Source organism: Microcoleus sp. CAWBG27 (assembly GCF_020883145.1).
Lineage (GTDB): Bacteria > Cyanobacteriota > Cyanobacteriia > Cyanobacteriales > Microcoleaceae > Microcoleus.
On the sequence record NZ_JAHREU010000075.1, the window covers coordinates 13,304 to 34,397 of the forward strand.

20 protein-coding genes and 2 pseudogenes are annotated in these 21,094 nt (G+C 43.4%); 6 read left to right on the forward strand and 16 right to left on the reverse strand.

Annotated features, from left to right (window positions below; all coding sequences use genetic code 11):
* Positions 1 to 105: 105 nt before the first annotated feature.
* The 3 genes from QZ938_RS28140 to QZ938_RS28150 form a co-directional block, all read right to left on the reverse strand.
* Positions 106 to 816, reverse strand: coding sequence for a cyanoexosortase B system-associated protein (locus QZ938_RS28140; protein ID WP_293354982.1), 711 nt, complete (start codon positions 814 to 816; stop codon positions 106 to 108).
* Positions 816 to 1,691 (reverse strand): cyanoexosortase B, encoded by an 876-nt coding sequence (crtB, locus tag QZ938_RS28145; RefSeq protein ID WP_293144276.1) that lies wholly within the window; start codon positions 1,689 to 1,691, stop codon positions 816 to 818. The genes QZ938_RS28140 and crtB overlap by 1 nt, the downstream gene beginning before the upstream one ends.
* 314 nt (positions 1,692 to 2,005) lie before the next feature.
* Positions 2,006 to 3,166 (reverse strand): DegT/DnrJ/EryC1/StrS aminotransferase family protein, encoded by a 1,161-nt coding sequence (locus tag QZ938_RS28150; RefSeq protein WP_293144279.1) that lies wholly within the window; start codon positions 3,164 to 3,166, stop codon positions 2,006 to 2,008.
* A gap of 192 nt (positions 3,167 to 3,358) precedes the next feature.
* Here QZ938_RS28150 and QZ938_RS28155 point away from each other — a divergent pair, with 192 nt between their 5' ends.
* Positions 3,359 to 4,396, forward strand: coding sequence for an NADP(H)-dependent aldo-keto reductase (locus QZ938_RS28155; RefSeq protein ID WP_293354979.1), 1,038 nt, complete (start codon positions 3,359 to 3,361; stop codon positions 4,394 to 4,396).
* A gap of 360 nt (positions 4,397 to 4,756) precedes the next feature.
* On the opposite strand, the gene QZ938_RS28160 is transcribed toward QZ938_RS28155, so the two are convergent.
* From QZ938_RS28160 to QZ938_RS28175, 4 genes are all read right to left on the reverse strand, one after another.
* Entirely contained in the window at positions 4,757 to 4,975 is a 219-nt protein-coding gene (locus tag QZ938_RS28160) for a hypothetical protein (protein WP_293365659.1), read from the reverse strand.
* A 15-nt stretch (positions 4,976 to 4,990) separates the two neighbouring features.
* Positions 4,991 to 5,155: a hypothetical protein gene (locus tag QZ938_RS28165; RefSeq protein ID WP_293354973.1), complete on the reverse strand. Its 165-nt coding sequence runs from the start codon at positions 5,153 to 5,155 to the stop codon at positions 4,991 to 4,993.
* 208 nt (positions 5,156 to 5,363) lie between these two features.
* Entirely contained in the window at positions 5,364 to 7,316 is a 1,953-nt protein-coding gene (locus tag QZ938_RS28170) for an ATP-binding protein (protein ID WP_293365660.1), read from the reverse strand.
* A gap of 227 nt (positions 7,317 to 7,543) precedes the next feature.
* Positions 7,544 to 8,410: a substrate-binding domain-containing protein gene (locus QZ938_RS28175; protein WP_293144285.1), complete on the reverse strand. Its 867-nt coding sequence runs from the start codon at positions 8,408 to 8,410 to the stop codon at positions 7,544 to 7,546.
* Between the two features lie 278 nt (positions 8,411 to 8,688).
* Between QZ938_RS28175 and QZ938_RS28180 the strand changes: the two genes are divergently transcribed.
* Positions 8,689 to 9,699, forward strand: a complete 1,011-nt coding sequence (locus tag QZ938_RS28180) for an endonuclease/exonuclease/phosphatase family protein (protein WP_293354970.1) — start codon at positions 8,689 to 8,691, stop codon at positions 9,697 to 9,699.
* A 401-nt stretch (positions 9,700 to 10,100) separates the two neighbouring features.
* Here QZ938_RS28180 and QZ938_RS28185 read toward each other — a convergent pair whose 3' ends face one another.
* A complete protein-coding gene (locus QZ938_RS28185; RefSeq protein ID WP_293365661.1) occupies positions 10,101 to 10,589 on the reverse strand; it encodes a hypothetical protein in 489 nt (162 codons plus the stop codon).
* Positions 10,590 to 10,738: 149 nt separating this feature from the next.
* On the opposite strand from QZ938_RS28185, the gene QZ938_RS28190 reads away from it, so the two are divergent.
* From QZ938_RS28190 to QZ938_RS28200, 3 genes are all read left to right on the forward strand, one after another.
* On the forward strand, positions 10,739 to 11,011 hold the full coding sequence (locus tag QZ938_RS28190) for a hypothetical protein (RefSeq protein ID WP_293354964.1): 273 nt from the start codon (positions 10,739 to 10,741) through the stop codon (positions 11,009 to 11,011).
* A 168-nt stretch (positions 11,012 to 11,179) separates the two neighbouring features.
* A complete protein-coding gene (locus tag QZ938_RS28195) occupies positions 11,180 to 11,581 on the forward strand; it encodes a hypothetical protein (RefSeq protein WP_293354960.1) in 402 nt (133 codons plus the stop codon).
* A gap of 8 nt (positions 11,582 to 11,589) precedes the next feature.
* Positions 11,590 to 11,970, forward strand: a complete 381-nt coding sequence (locus QZ938_RS28200) for a type II toxin-antitoxin system PemK/MazF family toxin (protein WP_293354957.1) — start codon at positions 11,590 to 11,592, stop codon at positions 11,968 to 11,970.
* Positions 11,971 to 12,329: 359 nt separating this feature from the next.
* Here QZ938_RS28200 and uvrB read toward each other — a convergent pair whose 3' ends face one another.
* On the reverse strand, positions 12,330 to 14,342 hold the full coding sequence (gene uvrB, locus QZ938_RS28205) for an excinuclease ABC subunit UvrB (protein ID WP_293354954.1): 2,013 nt from the start codon (positions 14,340 to 14,342) through the stop codon (positions 12,330 to 12,332).
* 171 nt (positions 14,343 to 14,513) lie between these two features.
* Here uvrB and QZ938_RS28210 point away from each other — a divergent pair, with 171 nt between their 5' ends.
* Positions 14,514 to 14,987, forward strand: coding sequence for a hypothetical protein (locus QZ938_RS28210; protein WP_293144303.1), 474 nt, complete (start codon positions 14,514 to 14,516; stop codon positions 14,985 to 14,987).
* 422 nt (positions 14,988 to 15,409) lie between these two features.
* Here the strand turns inward: QZ938_RS28210 and QZ938_RS28215 are convergent.
* The 7 genes and pseudogenes from QZ938_RS28215 to QZ938_RS28250 all read right to left on the reverse strand — a co-directional run bounded on the left by QZ938_RS28215 (position 15,410) and on the right by QZ938_RS28250 (position 20,500).
* A pseudogene (locus tag QZ938_RS28215) lies at positions 15,410 to 15,644 on the reverse strand (DUF433 domain-containing protein).
* A 466-nt stretch (positions 15,645 to 16,110) separates the two neighbouring features.
* A pseudogene (locus QZ938_RS33180) lies at positions 16,111 to 17,318 on the reverse strand (ISAzo13 family transposase).
* A 152-nt stretch (positions 17,319 to 17,470) separates the two neighbouring features.
* Positions 17,471 to 17,761 carry a helix-turn-helix domain-containing protein gene (locus QZ938_RS28230; protein ID WP_293354951.1) on the reverse strand — a complete coding sequence of 97 codons (291 nt, stop codon included), beginning with the start codon at positions 17,759 to 17,761 and terminating at the stop codon, positions 17,471 to 17,473.
* A gap of 265 nt (positions 17,762 to 18,026) precedes the next feature.
* Positions 18,027 to 18,806 (reverse strand): thioredoxin domain-containing protein, encoded by a 780-nt coding sequence (locus tag QZ938_RS28235; RefSeq protein ID WP_293144309.1) that lies wholly within the window; start codon positions 18,804 to 18,806, stop codon positions 18,027 to 18,029.
* A gap of 360 nt (positions 18,807 to 19,166) precedes the next feature.
* The gene (locus tag QZ938_RS28240) at positions 19,167 to 19,679 is read right to left on the reverse strand and encodes a hypothetical protein (RefSeq protein ID WP_293144311.1); all 513 of its coding nucleotides are present in this window, start codon (positions 19,677 to 19,679) and stop codon (positions 19,167 to 19,169) included.
* Positions 19,680 to 19,795: 116 nt separating this feature from the next.
* Positions 19,796 to 20,239, reverse strand: a complete 444-nt coding sequence (locus QZ938_RS28245; protein ID WP_293144314.1) for a hypothetical protein — start codon at positions 20,237 to 20,239, stop codon at positions 19,796 to 19,798.
* 78 nt (positions 20,240 to 20,317) lie between these two features.
* On the reverse strand, positions 20,318 to 20,500 hold the full coding sequence (locus QZ938_RS28250) for a CsbD family protein (protein ID WP_293144317.1): 183 nt from the start codon (positions 20,498 to 20,500) through the stop codon (positions 20,318 to 20,320).
* Positions 20,501 to 21,094 lie beyond the last annotated feature (594 nt).

A 21,094-nucleotide genomic window follows, 5' to 3' on the forward strand; every position in this document is an offset into this window, starting at 1 on the left:
TACTCTTGATACCAAATCCGTTTAATTTTTCCTCTTGATTCTTCTAGCCCGCGGAGGCGGTCTTTGTTTGTATAGAAGCGATTTCAATCGCCCTCTTGATTAAACTCAGAAAACTTCTGCCATTAATTGAGTCTGAACACTTTGCCCCAGAGATTCCAGCAGCGGTTCAACTATCTTAATATCGCCCTGCGGTTGGATGGGAACGATGATAGTGACAGCAACCCAAGAGGCGCGGCGGTTCGACAGCCTCGCAATGCTATCTTCCCAAAACCAGCGGCTGGTTGCTGGAGAACCCCCATTAGGCCAAGCGTACCACTGCACGACAGCAAAAGTTTGTTGAGAAGTCCAGCTTCGGAAAAACCTCGTCTCGATAGTAGGTGAGGGCTTTTCGGATGTTGGCGCTAATTTAACTGTAAACCTCAAAGTGCGATGAGAATCTGTTTGCCACCGGTGAAATCCATCGATATCTAGCCATTCTACTTGCGGCTGGCTTTTGGAGGAATTTTGAGGCATTAGCAATAAAATGGCAATTGTTTCATGATTTTTAATTTCTTCAAATAACCATCTGTGCCCGCCAATTTGAAGGTTATTCTGGATGCGGATCACCTCCCAGTCAGGAAGTGTTATCCCGTGTTGGCGCAAACTTTTTAACTGCTTGAGGTTTGTAACTGTTGGCGGATTTGTCCAAGGCCACCTTCCCGTCGCGTAGCCGGGAATTGCTACTCCTGCAACCAGTACCAGCAAAAACACCAGTACCACAATTTTAGATATTTGGTAGCGCCGCAGTAGTTTCCGTGCTGAAATCATTTGTTTCATTAATCGGCAGGCTGGCTTGGGAAATACTTTTCCATCCCGTTGATGAGAAGTACCAATAAGCCTAGTATACAAGCAGAATACAAGTCTCCGCCCCATCCGGCGTGCAACCAAGCAAAAAGTCTCTCTCTGTCGGTTCCGTGAAAGTAAGTCAGCAAAGTGTTGCGGAGAATGTTGGAAGTGATGCTAATGATAGATGTGGCTACTAAAAACAAAATACTTCTTTTTTGGGAACTCCAAACTCCCGTCCAATCCATCAAAATTAAGCTGACATAAAGACTGGTAAACAGCATTTTTAAGCCTGCACAGTGGGGGGCAACTTCGACAATGCGATCGTTTACGTACAGATAAATTTCTTCGATTCTCACGTTCAGACCGACCTTAATTAAGATCCAGCCTGATACTTGAGCAATGAAGTGCTGTAACGGCAAGGCGTAGGGTTCTATGAGGTAAGGAATGTGATTTGGCGAGGCAAAAAATACGAACAACAGCGGCATTGCTTGCAATTTTAAGCCGGAAAATCCTTTTAAAGACAAGCAAATACTGGCTAGCATTAGTGGTAGAGATAAATTCACCAAATCGCTTAAGCGACTCAGATAAAAAAGTGTTGCTATTAACAGCAAAAAGCTTCCCAAAGGATGTGGCGAGTCACCTAAGCGCCGCCAGCAGTTTCGGTTTGTCCAAGCAATATAAGCGGCGTAGGGTAAACCAATTATTCCGTGGCTGAAATATTCGTGTTCGATGCTGATGCTTTTGTTGAACCAGCCGTCGTACCAGTGTACTAGCAGGGGGGCGTAAAGCAGCACTAGGAGTACCGTGATACCTTCTCCCATGAGGTATCGCTTGAGAACAATGCGAATTCGGCGCTGGATTTGCATGGTTTGAGAAGTTTTGACATGGCCGCGCTGGATTCGCAACGCGAAAGCGATTGTGAACGGTGAGTTAAAGATTTGTTAATTCCCAACTCCAACGCTTTGATATCTCTACCTTATGGCTTGCAATATCCTCACCATAACTTTTATAAACAATTAAGTAAATTAACTTAATTAAAGGTAAATTACCGATCGCGAAACAGTTTACTGTGTATGTCTTCTTCCATCTAGAGTATTGCGTCTTTCTTCAGTATTGCCTATTTCTTCTGTCAACTCTTCCTTCTGTCAACTGTCAACTGTCAACTGTCAACTGTCAACTGTCAACTGTCAACTCTTCGTTCGATCGCCCTTACAACTTGCTCAATCTGAGTATGGCTCAATCCGGGATACATTGGCAAGGATAAAATTTGTTCGCACAGGGTTTCTGTGTGGGGGAAGTCGCCCGGATTGCCTAAGTTTTGGTAGGCTGGTTGCAGGTGGCAAGGTACGGGATAGTGGATGCCTGTTTGGATTCCTTCTCGGGTAAGATATTCCTGAAGGGTGTTGCGGGCGATCCTCTTTGAGGGCTTCGCTAACGGGCTTTTGTCAGTAATCTGGATTACGTAGAGGTGATAAATGTGACCTGTGCCGCTGTGATTGGCGATCGGTACAATGCCTTTGGGTTTCAGGGGTTCTAGTAGAGTATTGTAGTATTGAGCGGCGTCGGTGCGATCGCGATTCCATTTTTCCAAGTAAGGCAATTTCAGGTTGAGCACGGCGGCTTGCAAATTATCGAGGCGGCTGTTGGTGCCGATTTCCGCGTGCAAATATTTGCTGGGTGCTCCGTAATTGCGGAGAGTTCGCATTTTTTGTGCGATTTCTGCATCGTTAGTAATTAACATCCCACCATCGCCAAAACAGCCGAGGTTTTTGCTGGGATAAAAGCTGAATGCTGCTGCTTTCCCAAAGGAACCTGCACGGTATCCTTCTCTTTCTGCTAAATGGGCTTGTGCTGCATCTTCAAATATCATTAAATTGTGGCGGCTAGCAAAATCTAAAACTTCCCTAGGCGATACCATTTGACCGTAGAGGTGTACCGGGATAATTGCTTTAGTTTTTGAGCCGATCGCTGTTTCGGCTGCTGTGAGGTCAATCAGGGCGGTTTCCGGGTCACAATCTACCAGAATAGGTACTGCTTTGGCTTGAATCACACCAATTATGGTAGCGATAAATGTGTTGGCTGGGAGGATGATTTCGTCGCCCGCATTAATGCCACAAGCTTGGAGTCCGAGGGCGATCGCATCAGTTCCACAGGCCACTCCTACGCCGTATTGTACTCCAGAAGCTGCTGCAAATGCTGTTTCAAATTCTGCCAGTGCTTCACCTAAAATAAAGTCTCCGTGCTGGATAATTTTTCCTAGTGTTGCTGCTATTTGAGATTCGATTGGTTGGTGTTGCAGGTAAAGGTTTACAAATGGAACTTTTGGCTGGCGACTGCTCATACATTTGAGGAATACGAATTATTTATATTAACATTTAAGTGCAGATATTTTTTAATTTTTTTTAACCGCAGAGGGCGCAGAGAGCGCAGAGGAATTAAGAGAGAAAGGCGATCGCACTTTTTTGCTGTCTTGTAAATCGAGTCATCTTTTTTGGGTAAGATAGAATTAGATAATTTTTCGGCAATTGAAATCATGGAATACAAAAAACTAGGCGACAGCGATTTATTAGTATCTGAAATTTGTTTAGGTACGATGACTTACGGCCAGCAGAATACGGTTGCAGAAGCGGCTCAACAGCTCGATTTTGCCATTGATAGAGGCATCAACTTTATCGATACCGCAGAAATGTATCCGGTGCCGGGAAAACCCGAAACTCAGGGCAAAACGGAGGAATATATCGGCGAATGGTTGGCGCGACAGCAGCGGGATAAAGTCATTATAGCGACTAAAGTGGCGGGGAGAAGCACTCGATTGAAGTGGATTCGGGAAGGGAAAAATCAGATCGATCGCCCAAATGTCGAAAAAGCCCTGAACTACAGCCTGAAACGCCTGCAAACAGACTACATCGACCTCTATCAGATCCACTGGCCCGATCGCTATGTACCGCTATTTGGTGCGCCGGATTACGACATCGCCCAAGAACACGAAACTGTACCAATTTTGGAACAGTTAGAGGTATTTGCTGGCTTGATTAAAGCTGGCAAAATCCGCTATTTGGGTTTGAGTAACGAAACGCCTTGGGGAGTTGGCGAGTTTTGCGAATTAGCCGAAAAACACGATTTGCCGAAGGTTGTTTCGATTCAGAATGCTTTTAGTTTGAGCAATCGGACTTTTCATATAAATTTGGCGGAAACTTGCAGATTTAAAAATGTGGGATTGATGGCTTACAGTCCTTTGGGTTTCGGACTTTTAACGGGTAAGTATCTAAATGGAATCCCGGAAAATTCCCGACTGTCTTTATTCGCAGGATTCGGTCAACGTTACGATAAAACTAATCTTAACGATGCCGTGAAAGCCTATGTTGAGATTGCTCAAAAGCACGGTTTGAGTCCGGCGCAAATGGCTTTGGCTTATGTGCGATCGCGTTGGTTCGTAACTAGCACAATTATCGGTGCAACGTCGATCGCACAACTTGAGGAAAATCTTAGCAGTTTGGAGGTGACTCTCGATCGAGATATCTTAGCAGAAATCAATTCGGTACACGCGAATTATCCCAATCCCACGCCGTAATCGTTATTAGTAGGTTGGGTTGAGCGGATATGGCGGGTTTTGCACTAATCAACTGGTTTCGATCGGAGATTTTTAGCTAAATCCGCCCCAACAAGATACGATACAAGTAAGGTTCGTAGTGCGGACTTCAGTCCGCAGCCAGAACACAAAATGAATGGCAATACGAACCGTTTTTGTTAAGGTTAACTCATATCATTTTTGCTGTAATCACGATACTAAGATTGGTTCGATCGTTCGGATTTAAGTCAACCCTAATGGATGCGGACTAAAGTCCTCACTACAAACCTAAATTTTTGTTTGTCTAACTTAGCTTGATTTGATGCGGACTAAAGTCCTCACTACAAACCTAAATCTTTAGTTTTATAACTTAGCTTGATTGATGCGGACTAAAGTCCTCACTACGAACCTAAATTTTTGTTTGTCTAACTTAGCTTGATTGATGCGGACTAAAGTCCTCACTACGAACCTAAATTTTTGTTTGTCTAACTTAGCTTGATTGATGCGGACTAAAGTCCTCACTACGAACCTAAATTTTTGTTTGTCTAACTTAGCTTGATTGATGCGGACTAAAGTTCTCACTACGAACCTAAATCTTTAGTTGTCTAACTTAGCTTGATTGATGCGGACTAAAGTCCTCACTACAAACCTAAATTTTTGTTTGTCTAACTTAGCTTGATTGATGCGGACTAAAGTCCTCACTACAAACCTAAATTTTTGTTTGTCTAACTTAGCTTGATTGATGCGGACTAAAGTCCTCACTACAAACCTAAATCTTTAGTTGTCTAACTTAGCTTGATTGATGCGGACTAAAGTCCTCACTACAAACCTAAATCTTTAGTTTTATAACTTAGCTTGATTGATGCGGACTAAAGTCCTCACTACGAACCTAAATCTTTAGTTGTCTAACTTAGCTTGATTGATGCGGACTAAAGTCCTCACTACGAACCTAAATCTTTAGTTTTATAACTTAATGATGACCAGATATTGGCAGCTCTATGATAAATTTTGTGCCTTGGTTTGGTGCAGCATCGCACCATAATTTTCCGCCATGCTTTTCAGCAATTATCTGATAGCTGATAGATAAGCCTAACCCGGTTCCCTTTCCCACTGGCTTGGTGGTGAAGAAAGGGTCAAATAGCCGCGATCGCACATTCTCTGGAATACCTGCACCATTATCGGCAAACACTATCTGCACTTGGTTGGGTTCAGGCTGAGAAGTAGTAATGCAGATAGTGTTTGGGTTGGTGGCAATCCGATCGAAACTGCACCCTCGATTGCTCTCCTCCAAGGCGTCAATCGCATTTACTAGCAGATTCATAAATACTTGGTTGAGTTGTCCTGCATAGCATTCTACCTGCGGCAAATCGCCATATTGTTTTACGATCTCAATGGTTGGGTGTTGTGCTGTCGCTTTGATGCGGTGTTGCAAAATCATTAATGTGTTATCAATCCCTTCATGCAGATTGACAAACTTTAATTCTGCTTGATCCAGGCGAGCAAAATTGCGGAGCGAAATTACAATTTCCCGAATGCGATCGGAGCCTACTTGCATCGAATGCAGTACCTTGGTGAGATCTTCACTCAGAAAATTTAGATCCACATCATCTAGTTCTGTTTGCAGCGATTGGGGAGGGTTCGGATAGTGCTGTTGATATGAATTGAGCAATCGCAGCAGTTCTTGTGTATATTGATTGACGTATGTGATGTTGCCGTGAATAAAGCTAACTGGATTGTTGATTTCATGGGCTACGCCTGCTACCATTTGTCCTAGTGCTGACATTTTTTCACTCTGCACCATCTGACTCTGGGTACGATGCAATTCTTTCAGGGTGCTTTCTAATTGCTGCATTTGTTGGCTTAGTTGTCGATCGCGATTTGTAAGTTCTTCTGCCATGATGTTAAATGATTCTGCCAGAATCCCTACTTCATCTTCGTTGTTTACCCGAATGCGAGTGGTTAAGTCGCCTTGGGCTAACTGCTGAGTTGCTTGAGTCAGGCTTTGAATCCGGCGACTGAGAGATTGCGTGATGCGAAACCCCCAAACTGTTACCCCCGTCACCAGGAAACTTCCTAGCAGCCCAAAGCCACCCACCACAAACCACAATCGTTGTTCTGCTTGTTCGGTTTCTGTGACAGACTTGAGTATGGCGATTTTGAGAGTTGCCCGATCGAATCCTGGTAGCCCGATCGTTTTAATCAAGTAGTTTTTGCCTGCTATCTTTGTCAGTACAGGCACAGACTCTGGCTGGGGAGCTTCCCAAGGGCGATCGCGATTAAGCTGTAATGTAGAAGCAGTTATGCGATCGCCCCCGAAGGCAACCAAGTGCATTGATGTGTTACCGCGCATTTGCTGAAGTAGTGCGTCGTCAATCGCACTCCCCACAACCAAGCCAGCCAAAATTTGTGTGGAGGATTTGATCGAGATCAATCCTACCAGGGAGGGTGCAGCGCCTTTTTCTGCCAGCAAAATGCCCGATAAATTTAGTCCAGCACGAGCGGCACGATTGATGGCAGTATCTTCTAATATTGCTTGTGTAAGTGCTCCCTGCTGCGAAGATACTAAGAGTTCACCATTTGTGTCTACGATTCTGATCAAATCCAGTTTTAAGGATGCCTGGATTGGTAACATGGTACGGAGCAATAAAGGGCGATCGCCCGCAGCAACGGCCCTGATTACATTCCTGTCCTCGCTCACCCAACGAGCTTTTAAGTAGAGCAATTCTTGCTTTTGCTTCAGATCTTGTTGGAGTAAAGTAGCCCTATCTTCTATCTCCTTTTGCGCCGTTTGTTCTAAGTTCTTTCTGGCAAAATAACCAAAACCCAGGGTTCCAACCGTCCACAGGCTAAGAAATGCCACCAACAAAGGAGACAACAGCTTGACTGAGATTGGGAGTCGCACATATCTGAAGCCCTGTAACATATCTACTTCAACCTAGGATTGAGTGTAGCTAAAACGATGTAGTGTCAATTTAAACGTCGAGTTGTTTAATAAATCTAGCTTACCGTGCACTCTCGATACCAGTAAATATTTCTTAAAAAGGGGGAATCGATCGTCTAGTCCCCTCTTAACAAAGCTGGATAGAGAAGGATCGAGAAAATTGTCAACTCATCAGTAAGCTGACACTAGGTTCGCAGCTCAAGTTGATGCTATTTACTAACAACAAACCCAGACTTCTCCAAAGCAGTGGTTCCTGACGGGCTAAAAATATATTTAATCAGTCCTTGAGTAGACTCCGAAGCATTTTTATGCCAGAGAATTTCGATCGGGCGTACCATTTGATATTTGCCTGCTTTGACATTTTCGGCTGTAGGCTCAACATTGTTGAGAGTAAGACGGTTTACGGGTAGTTTATGGGAAATGGCGTAAGCCAGGGAAAAAGTACCGATGCTGTAGGGAGTGCTTTGAATCGCCTCGATTAATTCTCCTTCTTTTCGTAATACCACTGCTTGCGGTGAACTTTTCAAATCTTTTCCGAGATAGTGTTTGCGGAGGAGGCGCTTGGCTGATTCATCTTCTGGGCGATCGAGTACCACAATCTTAGCATCGGGCCCGCCCAGTTCCTTCCAGTTGCTCAAGGTGCCGCTGTAAATGGCTTTGAGGTCTTTAGTGGTCAGGTTTTTTACCCCTGTGACGCTGGGATGAGTAGCAACGAGAAGGGCATCGTGGGCGACTTCACGAAACTCTAATGTGCCATCATTTTCCTCGGGCTTTAATGTTTTAGAAATTGCACCAATATCAATAAGTTGTTGTTTGACTCCTGCAATGACTGTTTCAGATTGTCCCGGCTCTAACTGAGTGATTTTGGTGTTTTGGGAGGTGGATTCGTAATTACTAGCTAGCGTCTGAATGACACCTACTGTGCTGCTTGAACCACCGATTTTGAGGGATGCTGAGGTTGAAGCTGCTGTTATCGGAACCGTTGTCGCCGTGGAGTTACTGGTGTTTGTTGAGCAACTGGGCTGGCCAAAAAGTGCGATCGCCCCTAAAGTCATGATTAATAAGTGCGGTTTCATAGTCTAAAATTTTTGGGTAATATGAACAGCGGACTAAATTCTTTATCAAATCCGAGGGTAATTATTATTTTAGTAGTTCCCTGGCTTGGCATTACCATAGCAGCAATAGGTAAAAATGGTTGTAAAATTAAGGTTTCTTTACAAAAAATAGCTCGCAGCGTCGGCTGAAAAAGCCGTAAGTGCGATCGAATAGGATTTTTTGATATTTTCACCTCATTGCCTAATAGTTAAATACTCTAATATCGATATTAAATTATCTCGAATCCATAATTAGATCGATGTCTGACAAAATAACCAATAACTTAATGAAAATGGAAAATCTGGCGATCGGAACCACAATACTGTTACTCAATTTATTAGCATTATTTGTCGCAATAGCTACAATCTTAGGTTTATTTGGAACTAAATTCTGGATTTTTGAAGTCCTCGACCATCCTCGTCTTCAATATTGCTTAATATTGGCGATCGCTCTGATTGTGGGTGGGATTTATCGACAAAAATGGAGTTTTCTGTTCGGTGTACCGTTCGCACTCAATTTAGTGGCGATTCTACCACTCTTTTTTCATCCCAACTTGCCAGTTTCCTCAAATTCTATTCCTTTAACTATTTTCCATGCTAACCTCGATCGCCACAATTTCGAATATGCTCGTGCGATCGAGTACGTCAGCAGCCAAAAAGTCGATCTGATTTTTTTGCAAGAAGTTACTCCCACATCGCTAAACAAGTTAAAGTCTGACTTAACCAATTATAAATTACATACAGCATTGCCTTTAGACAATTCGCTTGGTGTGGCGATGCTAGTGCCAATATCTGCTGCGCCGAACATTGAAATAGTCACATCTCAAATCTTGTATATGCCTTCCTATTCGCCACGGCCGATGATTGAAGTGATTGTCCGCCGGGAAGGCAAAGAAATAGCGATTCTGAGTACATCAACGGCTCGCGGTACTAATAGTAAGGGTGCTTCGGAGTTTCAAAAGATAGAATTTGATGAGGTTGCTAAGTGGAGCGTGAATCAGCAGGAAGGACAAAAAAGAGCGGTAATTGCGATCGGCGATTTGAATTCTACTCCTTGGAGTGGTCGATTTCGTCAGTTTACGGTTGATGGTAATTTAATTAATTCTCAATTGGGTTTTGGCCTGCAAACAAGCTGGCCTGCGAGTTTACCTTCTTTGTTCAGGATTGCGATCGACCATTGTTTACACACTAAGTCACTTAGAACTGTCGAAAGGGCGATCGGTTCAAATATTGGTTCGGATCATTTACCTTTGTTGGTTAAATTGCGGTGAGGATAAGTGAATCGGCGGTTGAAACCGCTTCTACACATACAAAGTCCGCCTTCGCGGACTCAAGAATAAAGAGGGTCAGGACTTACGCATCGGGGCCGAGAAACCGGGTTTTTGTGAAAAATACTTGCTTCGGGCCCGAAGACTCGTAAAAACCCGGTTTCTTTGGCGGAGTGCATAAGTCCTGATTTACCTTACATAAATTTCCACTTTTGGAAATCAGGAAGTGATGCAGCTAACTGTAGATGAGGGTTACATCACGCTGTTCGAGAAGGAGGAGTTGATTCGTCCGGCTTTTGCTAGCAGTACGGATGCTGCGGTGTTGAGCAAGTAGTTGGTTTTGGTGGTGTTTTGGGCGATCGGCGATCGCGATGGGTTTGGTTAAACTCACTACATCGAATCACTCAAATTTGCTCATTGCTGTCTCCTAAATTGCTTGTTGACTTGGATAGTGAACGGTAGGGGCGATCGCAAATAAAATTAACTTTTTTTAGTATTTTAAAGATTAATCCTATTTTCGTATTAATGTGTTGTGCTAAAAAAGTATTAATGTGTTGTACTAAAAAAGTATTAATGTGTTGTGCTAAAAAAGTATTACTGTGTTGTGCTAAAAAAGTATTAATGTGTTGTGCTAAAAAAGTATTACTGTGTTGTGCTAAAAAAGTATTACTGTGTTGTGCTAAAAAAGTATTACTGTGTTGTGCTAAAAAAGTATTACTGTGTTGTGCTAAAAAAGTATTACTGTGTTGTACTAAAAAAGTATTACTGTGTTGTACTAAAAAAGTATCATATACTGCTCGCAATAATAGGATACTATTAGGATACTCCCCGCGACAACACTCAGTTTCACTCCCTGATTTTTGCTGAATAAATATTGCAAAAAGACTTGACAAGTAGCAGGAAAACGGTTAAAAATAGTAATAACGCCCACTGACCTGCAAGTCATGGGCGTTGTGGTTTAATAGTGAATCTTGAAGCGGCTGCACTGACCTGTATCAAGCCGTTCTAAAGATTCATGATGTCCTTTAATAAATTCAAAACCATGATACCACAAAATCATGCGCGATCGCTACTCGAAAAGGTTCTCGATCATCCTGATGGCTTGGAGATACTCCGTAGGGTTTCTGAGCTTGCTCCAAATGTTCAATCACAGAAACCGCACACAATAGATGACTTGAATCCCGAAAAGCTTGAACTGATTGCCAAAGCCCAACTGGTAGTCAAAAGCAGGGGCATAGTTAACCCGCCAGACTTTCGCCGGCTGAGTAATGATCAAATTTACGCTTTCATAGCTGAGTTTGGACAAGCTCAATAGCTATGTAACCTCTCTGATGATTAGCTTTCGGATAAATAATTATCCGATCGGGAATCAGCCCAAAGACTAGAAATCTCATAGAAAGTACGATCGCCCTTTCCATCGAAAAAATAGGACAATGGTAAAGGGCGATCGCCATTCATCCTAAAATCTTTCTCAACTAAACCTATGAGTACAATTCGCTTACAACTAGCCGAATACTTGAAATGTCGAGGTTTCACCCCCGAAAACTTAGTCGAAGCTGTGGGCGAAACACTCCATCCCGAAACTATATACCAACTGATCGAAAAAGCAGAAAAGCTCACTCATCTAGAGTTATCCGTCTTAGCCGCTATTATAGATGGCTTGAGCAAACTCAATGGTTTTCCAGTTGGCATCGCAGAAGTGCTAATATTTTTTCCTGACATTTCCGAGGAAGCATTGGTAAAATCGCCTTGGCGCCAACTTTACCTCGTCGATAATGAAATTCCTCCCTATGATTGGGGAGATGTAGACCCGATGAAACTTGGTCAACCCGTGCGTTATATACCGGGAGTAGGTGCCGTTATTCTTGAAGACGAAAGGGTATAACAATAAGCGTGGCTAATAGATTCACCATTCGCGATATTTTACTGGTTGATTTCCCTCCTCAAACGCCTGCACTGCACGAACAGCAAGGAATACGCCCTGCTGTAGTAGTGGGGAGGCCAAGCAACACAGGTACGATCCGTTTTGAGCTGGTGATTGTTGTGCCGATTACCAGACAATCAGGAGATTGGACTGCACAAAATCCAATTTTATACCCAAGTCTTCAGGCTGGAGTGGGAAATCTAACGGCCGACTCGATAGTATTGCTGGATCAAGTACGCGCTGTAGATATCCGGCGAGTATTGCGGTATCTTGGCAGTTTAACCGCAAAAGAGTATCAGCCGATCGCAGATGGACTGAAAGCTCTATTCAGTTTTTCAATTATTCCTTAATAACCTAACAGTTTATCGCGCAGATACTTAATGCGATCGCACAATCTCCGCCCATTCTTCAACCCGCCTTACAGCGGGTTTTGTTCGTGTAGACGCGGTTTCAACCGCCGGGTTTAATGCTTTTTGCTGTTTTTCCCAGGACTGATGCACTCCGACAAAGAAACCGGGTTTTTAGCGAATTTACTCGCCGCAACGAAGTATTTTGCGAAAAAACCCGGTTTCTAGAACCCCCCATTTTTCTTCATTCTTCAACCCGCGAAGGCGGGTTTTGTTTGTGTAGACGCGGTTTCAACCGCCGGGTTTAATATACTTATTTTGAACAGGCAAGATGCCTGTTCCACGGTAAATATGGTCGATATCTAATGACCTAACAGCTTATCACGCAAATGCTTAATTCGATCGCGCAATTTACCCGCCTCCTCATACTCCAGTTTCTTCGCCGCCGCCTTCATCTGCGTCTCCAACCGCCCGATTAACTGAGGAATCTCGTCTAAAGATAGCTCATCTACCTGCTCGTAAACCTCCTCCAACTGCTGGGAGTTCAGCTTGCGCGACACATCCAAAAACGCCAGAATCGCATTAGTCGATCGCTTTTTCGCGATCGGCTGTGGCGTAATCCCGTGCATCTTATTGTACGCTAGCTGAATCCCTCGGCGCCGATCCGTTTCGTCGATCGCCTTAACCATGCTATCAGTCAAATTATCAGCGTACAAAATAGCCTGTCCCTGCACGTGGCGCGCCGCCCGCCCAATCGTTTGAATCAAAGAACGTTCCGATCGCAAAAACCCCTCCTTATCCGCATCCAAAATCACCACCAGCGACACTTCCGGCAAATCCAAACCTTCCCGCAACAAGTTAACGCCAATCAACACATCAAACTTGCCATCCTGCAAATCTTGGATAATTTCGATGCGTTGAATCGACTGAATTTCCGAGTGTAAATACCTGACTCTAATCGCCCTTTCTTGCAAATATTCCGTTAAATCCTCCGCCATCCGCTTCGTCAAAGTCGTCACCAAAACTCGCTCGTCCCGAGTGACTCTCTCCTTAATTTCCCCCAACAAATCGTCAATTTGTCCTTCCGTCGGGCGCACAAAAATTGTCGGATCGACTACTCCCGTAGGGCGAATTACTTGCTCGGCAACTCTGCCTTCCGAGATTTCCATTTCCCAATTCCCAGGAGTCGCAGAAACAAAGATGCACTGATTCTCTTTTGCCCAGAATTCCTCTGCCTTCAAAGGGCGGTTGTCTGCGGCGCTGGGCAAACGAAAACCGTGTTCGATCAATACTTTTTTCCGCGCTTGGTCGCCGTTGTACATCCCCCGAATTTGCGGCACAGTCACGTGGGATTCATCTACTACCAACATCCAATCTTTCGGAAAATAATCAATCAAACATTCGGGCGGTTCTCCGGCATTTCTACCTGCTAAATGTCGCGAATAATTCTCTACTCCGTTACAGTAACCTACTTCCCGCAGCATTTCCAAATCGTAGCGGGTGCGCTGTTCTATCCGCTGCGCTTCTAATAGTTTCCCTTCTTTTTCAAATGCTAGCAGCCTGTCTTCTAATTCCAGTTCTATTCCTTGGCAAGCTGCCTCTAATTTATCATCAGCAGTCACAAAGTGGCGCGCCGGATAAATATTTAAAGCCGTGGTACTTTGGATTATTTTACCAGTCACCGGGTCAACGTAGCGAATCGCATCAATTTCGTCGCCGAAGAATTCGACGCGAATAACTCTATCTTCGTAGGCGGGGCCGATTTCTACAACATCGCCTTTGACGCGAAATTTGCCTCTGCCTAAATCTATGTCGTTGCGGCTGTATTGGACGTTGACTAAATCTCGCAATATTTGTCGCTGGTTGACTTCCATTCCTACTTGCAAAGGGATAGCAGCTTTCAGGTATTCTGCGGGCATTCCCAAACCGTAGATGCAGCTAATTGATGCTACGACAATTACGTCGCGGCGTTCAAAGAGCGATCGCGTGGCGGAGTGTCGCAGCATATCGATCTCATCGTTAATTGCTGCGGTTTTTTCAATAAAAGTATCGCTAACGGCGATGTATGCTTCAGGTTGGTAGTAGTCGTAATAACTGACAAAGTATTCGACTGCATTGTTGGGGAAAAAATTGCGGAGTTCGTTGCACAGTTGAGCGGCCAGGGTTTTGTTGTGCGCTAAGACTAAGGTGGGTCTACCGATTTTTTCGATCGCCGAGGCAATGGTGAAGGTTTTGCCCGTACCTGTGGCACCGAGTAAGGTTTGAAATCGATCGCCCGCTTGGATGCCTTTGACGAGTTGGGCGATCGCTAGCGGTTGGTCGCCCGTGGGATCGAAGGGCGCTTGCAATTGAAAAGATGCTGCCGCAGTTACCATAGGAAAATGTCGCTATTACCGATAAATTTTAACAAAAATGCAGACATTCTGCAATTTCGTTAAGAAAATAGTTAAACTTTATAATATTATTTTAATTATCGGTTCAAATAGAAAGCAGAAAGCCCAGAAAAGCAGTTGTCCGAACCCAGTAATCAGCAAGGAAAAAAAATTATGGCTCTCACACCCAAAGACAAAGTCAAAGCGAGCCCCCGCGGCGGCAAAGGCACTACCAAGGCCCTACCACCCGCCAGCGAAGCCAAATCAGCGGGCATTCAACTTTATCAGCCGCAACTCCTACATGACAACCGCCCCGTCGGCCCAAACGATTTTACCATCAGCGAGACAGTCTCGATCTCGGGGAATCGCCCGATCGGTGCTAGCACCCTGCACATCAGCGAAACCTACGGCATTGTAGGCAATCGCCCGATCGAAGCCAGCGACTTTGAAGTGGTGGCTACACTCGGCAGACGCCCGATCGGTTCCAGCGCCATGCAAGTCAGCGAAATGTTCAGTATGTCCGGTGCGCGCCCTATTGCCATCAGCACTCTGCACATTGATGAAGTTTACTCCACCATGGGAGGCAACCGACCAATTGCTTCCAACGACATTGACGACAGCTCGACCTTAATGGGATTTTTAGATTAATTATTCATTGGTCATTAGTCATTAGTGCGAGCGTCCCCGCTCGCGAACGCTATTAGTCATTAATGTCTCAATGTTAACTAATGACTAATGAAACAATGGTATCCAAATTGATCGCGATCGCGATTAAGCATTTAATCATCTAAATTGATTGATTTAATCTATTAAATATTTCAAAATATTGAACATCTTGCAATCTCATATAGCGATCCTAAATCATTCATGCAGATATGTAGGGGCGGTGCCAAGAGTGCCCGCCCTCCGAGGGATTGGGCAACCACGGGGAGTAGGGGGCGGATTGCCCCTACAAGAATTATGCAAATGGTTTAGGATTGCTATATATTGCCGTGTAACAGTTCTCACACCGAATTTTTCGGTTAACCATTTCGCCAAACTCGGAGGCAATTGAGCATTCAACCAAAAAATCATACTGCTATCCTGGGGAAATCAATGCCCAGAGATGCAAAAAGCAGACACGCTTGAATGTCTTCGGGTTCCAAATCCGGAAAGTCAGCTAGAATCTCGCTAGGGGTTACATTGTCTGCCAGAGTTTCCAAAATATCGAAGAAAGCGAATTCTCATACCGCGAATACAGGGGCGGCCACCACATTTACCAGGTGTTTGAGTAATTCTGGTGAGCAAAGCACTTCTATCCGTCATATCTTAAATTCCTATTTTTCACATAATACAGTAATTCTAAATCAATACAGTTATGATCGGACAGTCCCATCGGCAAAACAAGACTGAAAAACAGATACGCTCGATTGCTTCTTTCCTCGCTAGCGATGGGAGCATCTCATTTTTGTAAAAAGTATTTTTTCTTTGAGCGCTGTCCTCGCTCGCGTATCATACAATACGCGAGCGAGGACAGCACTATAATAATAGACCTCCTGCGAAAGTCCTCACCTAATCGACAGAACCGATAATTACCAGTATGTCTGGCCAATCTTTTATTATTAGTTAATAATGGCTGAAATGGCTACTGTTAAAGGATCGATAAAATACTTTCGCAGGAGGTCTAATAAATAAATGCAAAACAGAGATGCTCCCCTACTAGCGACAACCGCTAACTGAAGCATATTGAATTCTAAATTACTAAGGAATGAAAATTTAATAACTTCATTATCTACTCATTTGTCGGAACAGCACGGTAATTCCATTTTGGCAAATATTCATCAAAAATAATTTTCATTGTACTCTTAAATCCATCTGCTACTTTTCTACCAGTTTTATAAATTTTATCAAGCACATTTACCAGCACAGAAAGTCCGGTTTTTGTGTGGTTTTTTTCATGAGCTCTTTGACCAACTCAACAGAAGTAAAAATCACTCCTTGACAAGCTCTCGTTACATGAGGAAATAAGCGATGCTCAATTGGATTATACTCCAATGTATAGGGAGGACAATGTGCTATTCTGATTCCTATATTTAGTTCATTGACTAATTTTTGTAAATCCGATTTAAAGATATAATAATTAGAATTGTTACTGCCACCTCCATCGCATTTAATCAAGATTGAATTTGCTTGAGGGTAGAGATAGATCCCGTAATTGATCCACCATGATTTAATCGATTCACAAGCAAATTCACTCGTATCTTTACTGATACCTAAGCTTAAATATCCTCGATTATGTTGCACATCATAAATTCCATGAGGTACTATTTTGCCCTCAGCCAAACTAAAAAAGTCATGGTCAAGTGTGGTAACTGTTTCGGTAGTATACAGAGTTCCTGAACGATATAAGTCTCCAATAAATTCCTTTTTTTTGGTATCCATGCTAATGATAGAATTTCCCTATAACTCATACTATTCAGTGATTCTGGCAAGATTCTCAAATTGTTCGTTACGATTCTTTGTTATTTCTGTTGTTTGTTTTTTTTGATCTTGACGTTTCACATATCCGTGCTTTTTTAATAACTTTTTGACAACCGTTACGCTGACTGTTATGCCATGAACTTTCAGATCTTCAACTATTTCTTCTTGAGTGAGATTAGTCCATTTAATTTTCTCATCCATTGGGCTGCCTGCCGTATAATGTTTTAACACTTCTAAAAAACTTTCATTCAAGCCAGGTATCAGAGACTCGCTAGTTTTTCTTCCTCCTCCTTTTTGACGAATTCTGTGTCGCTCAAAAGTAGTCTCTGATTCACTATTTAATTCCTTAATGCCTTTGGCTATTGTATTTCTGTCTGCTGCCAAAATTCGGGATATGTAACTAATTCCACCATAACCAAGTTTTTGGGCTTCTATTGCTGCATATCTTCGTCGATCTTTTTCAGATAGACATTGATAAATTTTCCGCATCTGAGCAGTAATTTCAGACGAGTAATACATAGATTTACCTGAACAAAATGAACGAGATTAACTAACCAATTATTAGGGAAACAAAGAAGGTGAACATCGAATAAGGATGAGTTTTGACCACAAAATGAAATGTTACATCCTTTGCAATCACTCATTTGTTTATAGCTTGTGTTATTAAATTTTCATTCCTTATCCCGTCGCTCAAAGAAATTGATAAACGCTCTAGACAAGTTTAGCGACACCGATTGCAACACTTGGCTATAAGGTTCAGCCAACCATCCAAACTCTTTTTTGAGAGCAGGTAGACGGTCGTTTCTCCCTTGCTGGGATAGCCCTTTACCAGTTTGTTTATAAAGTTGATTGGTCATGGCTAACGAATTATTCCAAAACCAACGGGCACAGCCGAATGCTTTTGATAGCGCTACTTGCTGCTCATCGTTAGGGTAAATTCGTACCTTGACTGCGTGTTTCATGTCTCTATCTTACTACGAAAAACTTAAATCAGTAAATAAATATTCTAGGTGGAAGGCAAAGCTAATTGGCTGTTGGATCGGGGAGTTCCAACAGCCGCGCTATCCATCCCCACCGTGTAGACGGATGGGGAATTCCGCTAATCAGTTAAATTTTGATTGTTCCCAGACTTTAGTCTGGGAATGCATCTTTAACGACTCCAAATTGAAATTGCAACGAAAAAGTGAAAAAGACAGAAAAACTAAGTTTGTCGTATCTTTTACCTTGTTATTTGGAGACACTGGCGAGAATCTTTTCCATCTCAGAAAGCTCCAGCGCACCTGAGAAAGTTTGGCCGTTCATGACAAAGAATGGAGTACCTCCAATGCCCAGTTTTTGAGCGAGTTGCACGTCTTTCTGAATGGCGGCCTCGGCGGCGGGGCTGTTGCGATCGGTGTTGAATTTATCTAATTTTAGATTGAGCTTTTGGGCGATCGATCCGTACAATTCCTCACCTAACTTTTTCTGCCCTTCAAACAAAGCGCTGTAATATTCCCAAAACTTACCCTGTTGTTGAGCCGCCCAAGCTGCTTTAGCTGCTGGCAACGCTTGAGGATGTGAAGGCAATGGAAAATGCTTGTAGGCTAAAGTAACTTTGTCCTGGTGTTTTGCCATAAACTGCTTGACGGTATCGTGAGCGCGCGCGCAAAACGGACATTGAAAGTCAGAGAATTCTAAAAGTACAATCTGCTGGGAAGCCGAACCCGTGCTAGGAGAATCCCCGATCGCCGATTTGGGATTTGTTTTCATCTCCTGAAAAAATGACTCCTGCGCCGCTTTGAGAGACTGCTGCTGTTCTTGCTGGTACGCTTGTACCGAATCTAAAATTGCTTGCGGATTTTCCCGGATCACCTGCAAGACTTGCTCTTTCAACTTGGGATCGACTGAATTGCCAGCCGCTGACTGGGCGGGGGAACAACCGATAAATACAAGGCAACCCGCAAGCAGTGCAGCCAAGCAGAAGGCTTGCTGGCTGCGGAATTTTCGCCAAATAGTGGATATGTTCATCTTTTTTCCTGGTTTACAGCAACACTTAATCCTACATTTAATTTTGCGGAGTGTCAGGTGTACCGCAGTTTAGTGCTGTGCAGTTATTTTTAGATACGAGCAATAATTAGTAATTGGCGATCGAAAAGGTTTGATCGTTCGGACTTCAGTCCTTCCTCAATTTAAGGACTAAAGTCCTCACTACAAACACAATCAAAAAGGTTTGATCGTTCGGACTTCAGTCCTCCTCAAATGAGGAGGACTGAAGTCCTCACTACAAACACTCAAAAAGGTTCGTAGTGAGGACTTCAGTCCTTCTTAAATTATTGTGGAACAACCGCATCAACAAGGTTCGTAGTGAGGACTTCAGTCCTACCTCAATTATTTGCGATTGCTGAGCCATTTAGCAGCAACTATTCCCAAAATACCCGCAACCACTGGATTCCCCAAAAACTTCATCAAACTAGGCTGTTGTGCCAACACTTCTCGGAAAATATCCGGGTGATTGTGATAGGTAAACGAAGCCAGCTTGCTAACATCATCAGCAGTCATGCGGCTAGCGTGGTGGGTAGAAAGTCCTAGCTGCTTTTCCAACTGGCGATCCTTCAATCCTCTCTTATCCAACTGCTTGAAGAACTCCCGTGCCACGTCGTCGCGTTCGTTTGGCTTGATTTGGGCGATCGCCTTTTGCAATTCCGGTTCCAACTGTGCCGGCGGGAGAGAGTCGTGATTCAAAGAACGCCCGAATAATTGTTTGCGCTGATCCGGGGAAGTTCTCTGAGCAAAATCGTCAAAATTTTCGTACTCTTCACCCGTTGTCTCAGGCATCATTTCGCGATCGCCCTGAGCCAAATCGCTCATGATTTGTCGCTTGTAATTATCGCTGCTACTCATGGTAATTATTTCCCCAACTAAACAACAGTTCAGTCTCAAATTGAGATTGCTTCGCATTCAAAAAACTGCGGAAGATTAAAGCGTCGCGCTGCTATAAATTCCGCTTTTAAACCAGGTCAAGACTTGTATTCAATCTGATTTAATTGCTGGTCATACTTTGCCGTCAAAATCAGTTTTTTGTCAGGAGCATAAACCAAAACACTTAAATCCTGATTTGGGAAATTGCGGTGAAAACCTTGGGCTAAAGATTTCGCCAAATCTTTTACTTCAGTAGGGCGGACTTGCGGGGTGATTACAACTCCCAATTTGTTATTGTCGCGCACGTAAGCATCCTGAACCAGACCCTTAGCCGTCTTTGTTACCCATTGACCAAAATCTTGACCTGCGACGGTATTCCCGCGTTCTAGCTGCGCGTAATAGCCCTGACTGCCACCAATTGCTACAGGTACGTTAGTCGGTTTTTGGGCGGAAACGCTGGGGGCGCAGGCAGTAGTAACAGCCAGCATTAGAACCAAGAGTAAACCCGCAATCATTTTGCGACTCTGCTGCAATAAACTCACCTTTTTTTCCTCCGTTCTGAAAACAATTTGAAGAATTAAGAGGGTCAGGTTTTTCGACCCTCTTAATTAGTATTAGGCTCAGTCTATTTTCTTTTTGATCTCATCTTTGACATCTTCGACTGTGTGGCTAGCTTCAGCTTGTTTTTGCTTCATTTTGCCTTCAGCTTTATCCTTGGGGTCGCCAGTAACATTGCCGATGGCTTCTTGAGCAGCGCCTTCGATGTTTTTGCCAGTTGCCTTTGCTCTATCGTTAATGCTCATTGGTTTCTCCTTATTTGTATCTAATTTGACGTTTTTTACTTAAATTCATCATAGGTAACAATGAGCTGGGCTGCACTCTACCTGTAGGAAGAAACAAGGAAGAAGTCTAAGGGAAGAGGTTTGACTAATTTAACGGAGGTCAGGAATAGGGAATAAGGAAAAGTTATTGTTGAGTCGAGGATAGACAGGGACTTTCATCGTTACCGTTTTGCGATCTAAGCTGTTAGCTGCAACAAAGTGTTTCGCAGAAAAAACTCGGTGTACAGCCACCCATGCGCTCAGGACTGCTTTGTTCAACCAAAAATACTTTCAAATTCTAAATTTATGTTTAATTCTTCTTTTTTTATTCTTCTCGATCGCTAATAACCAATGACTAACAACTAATGACTATAGTCTTTCTCAGAAACATGAGGTACTCATGGGCATAGGGCATAGGGCATAGGGCATACATCACTTTTTTGAGAACCGCTATAGCCTTTCTCAGAAAGATGAGGTACAATGTTACTGACACTTACTCATGATGATTAAACAGAGAAGACACGATCTAATTAACTACAGTTACATGGTTCAGTAAACCAGGCGAAAGCGATAGAA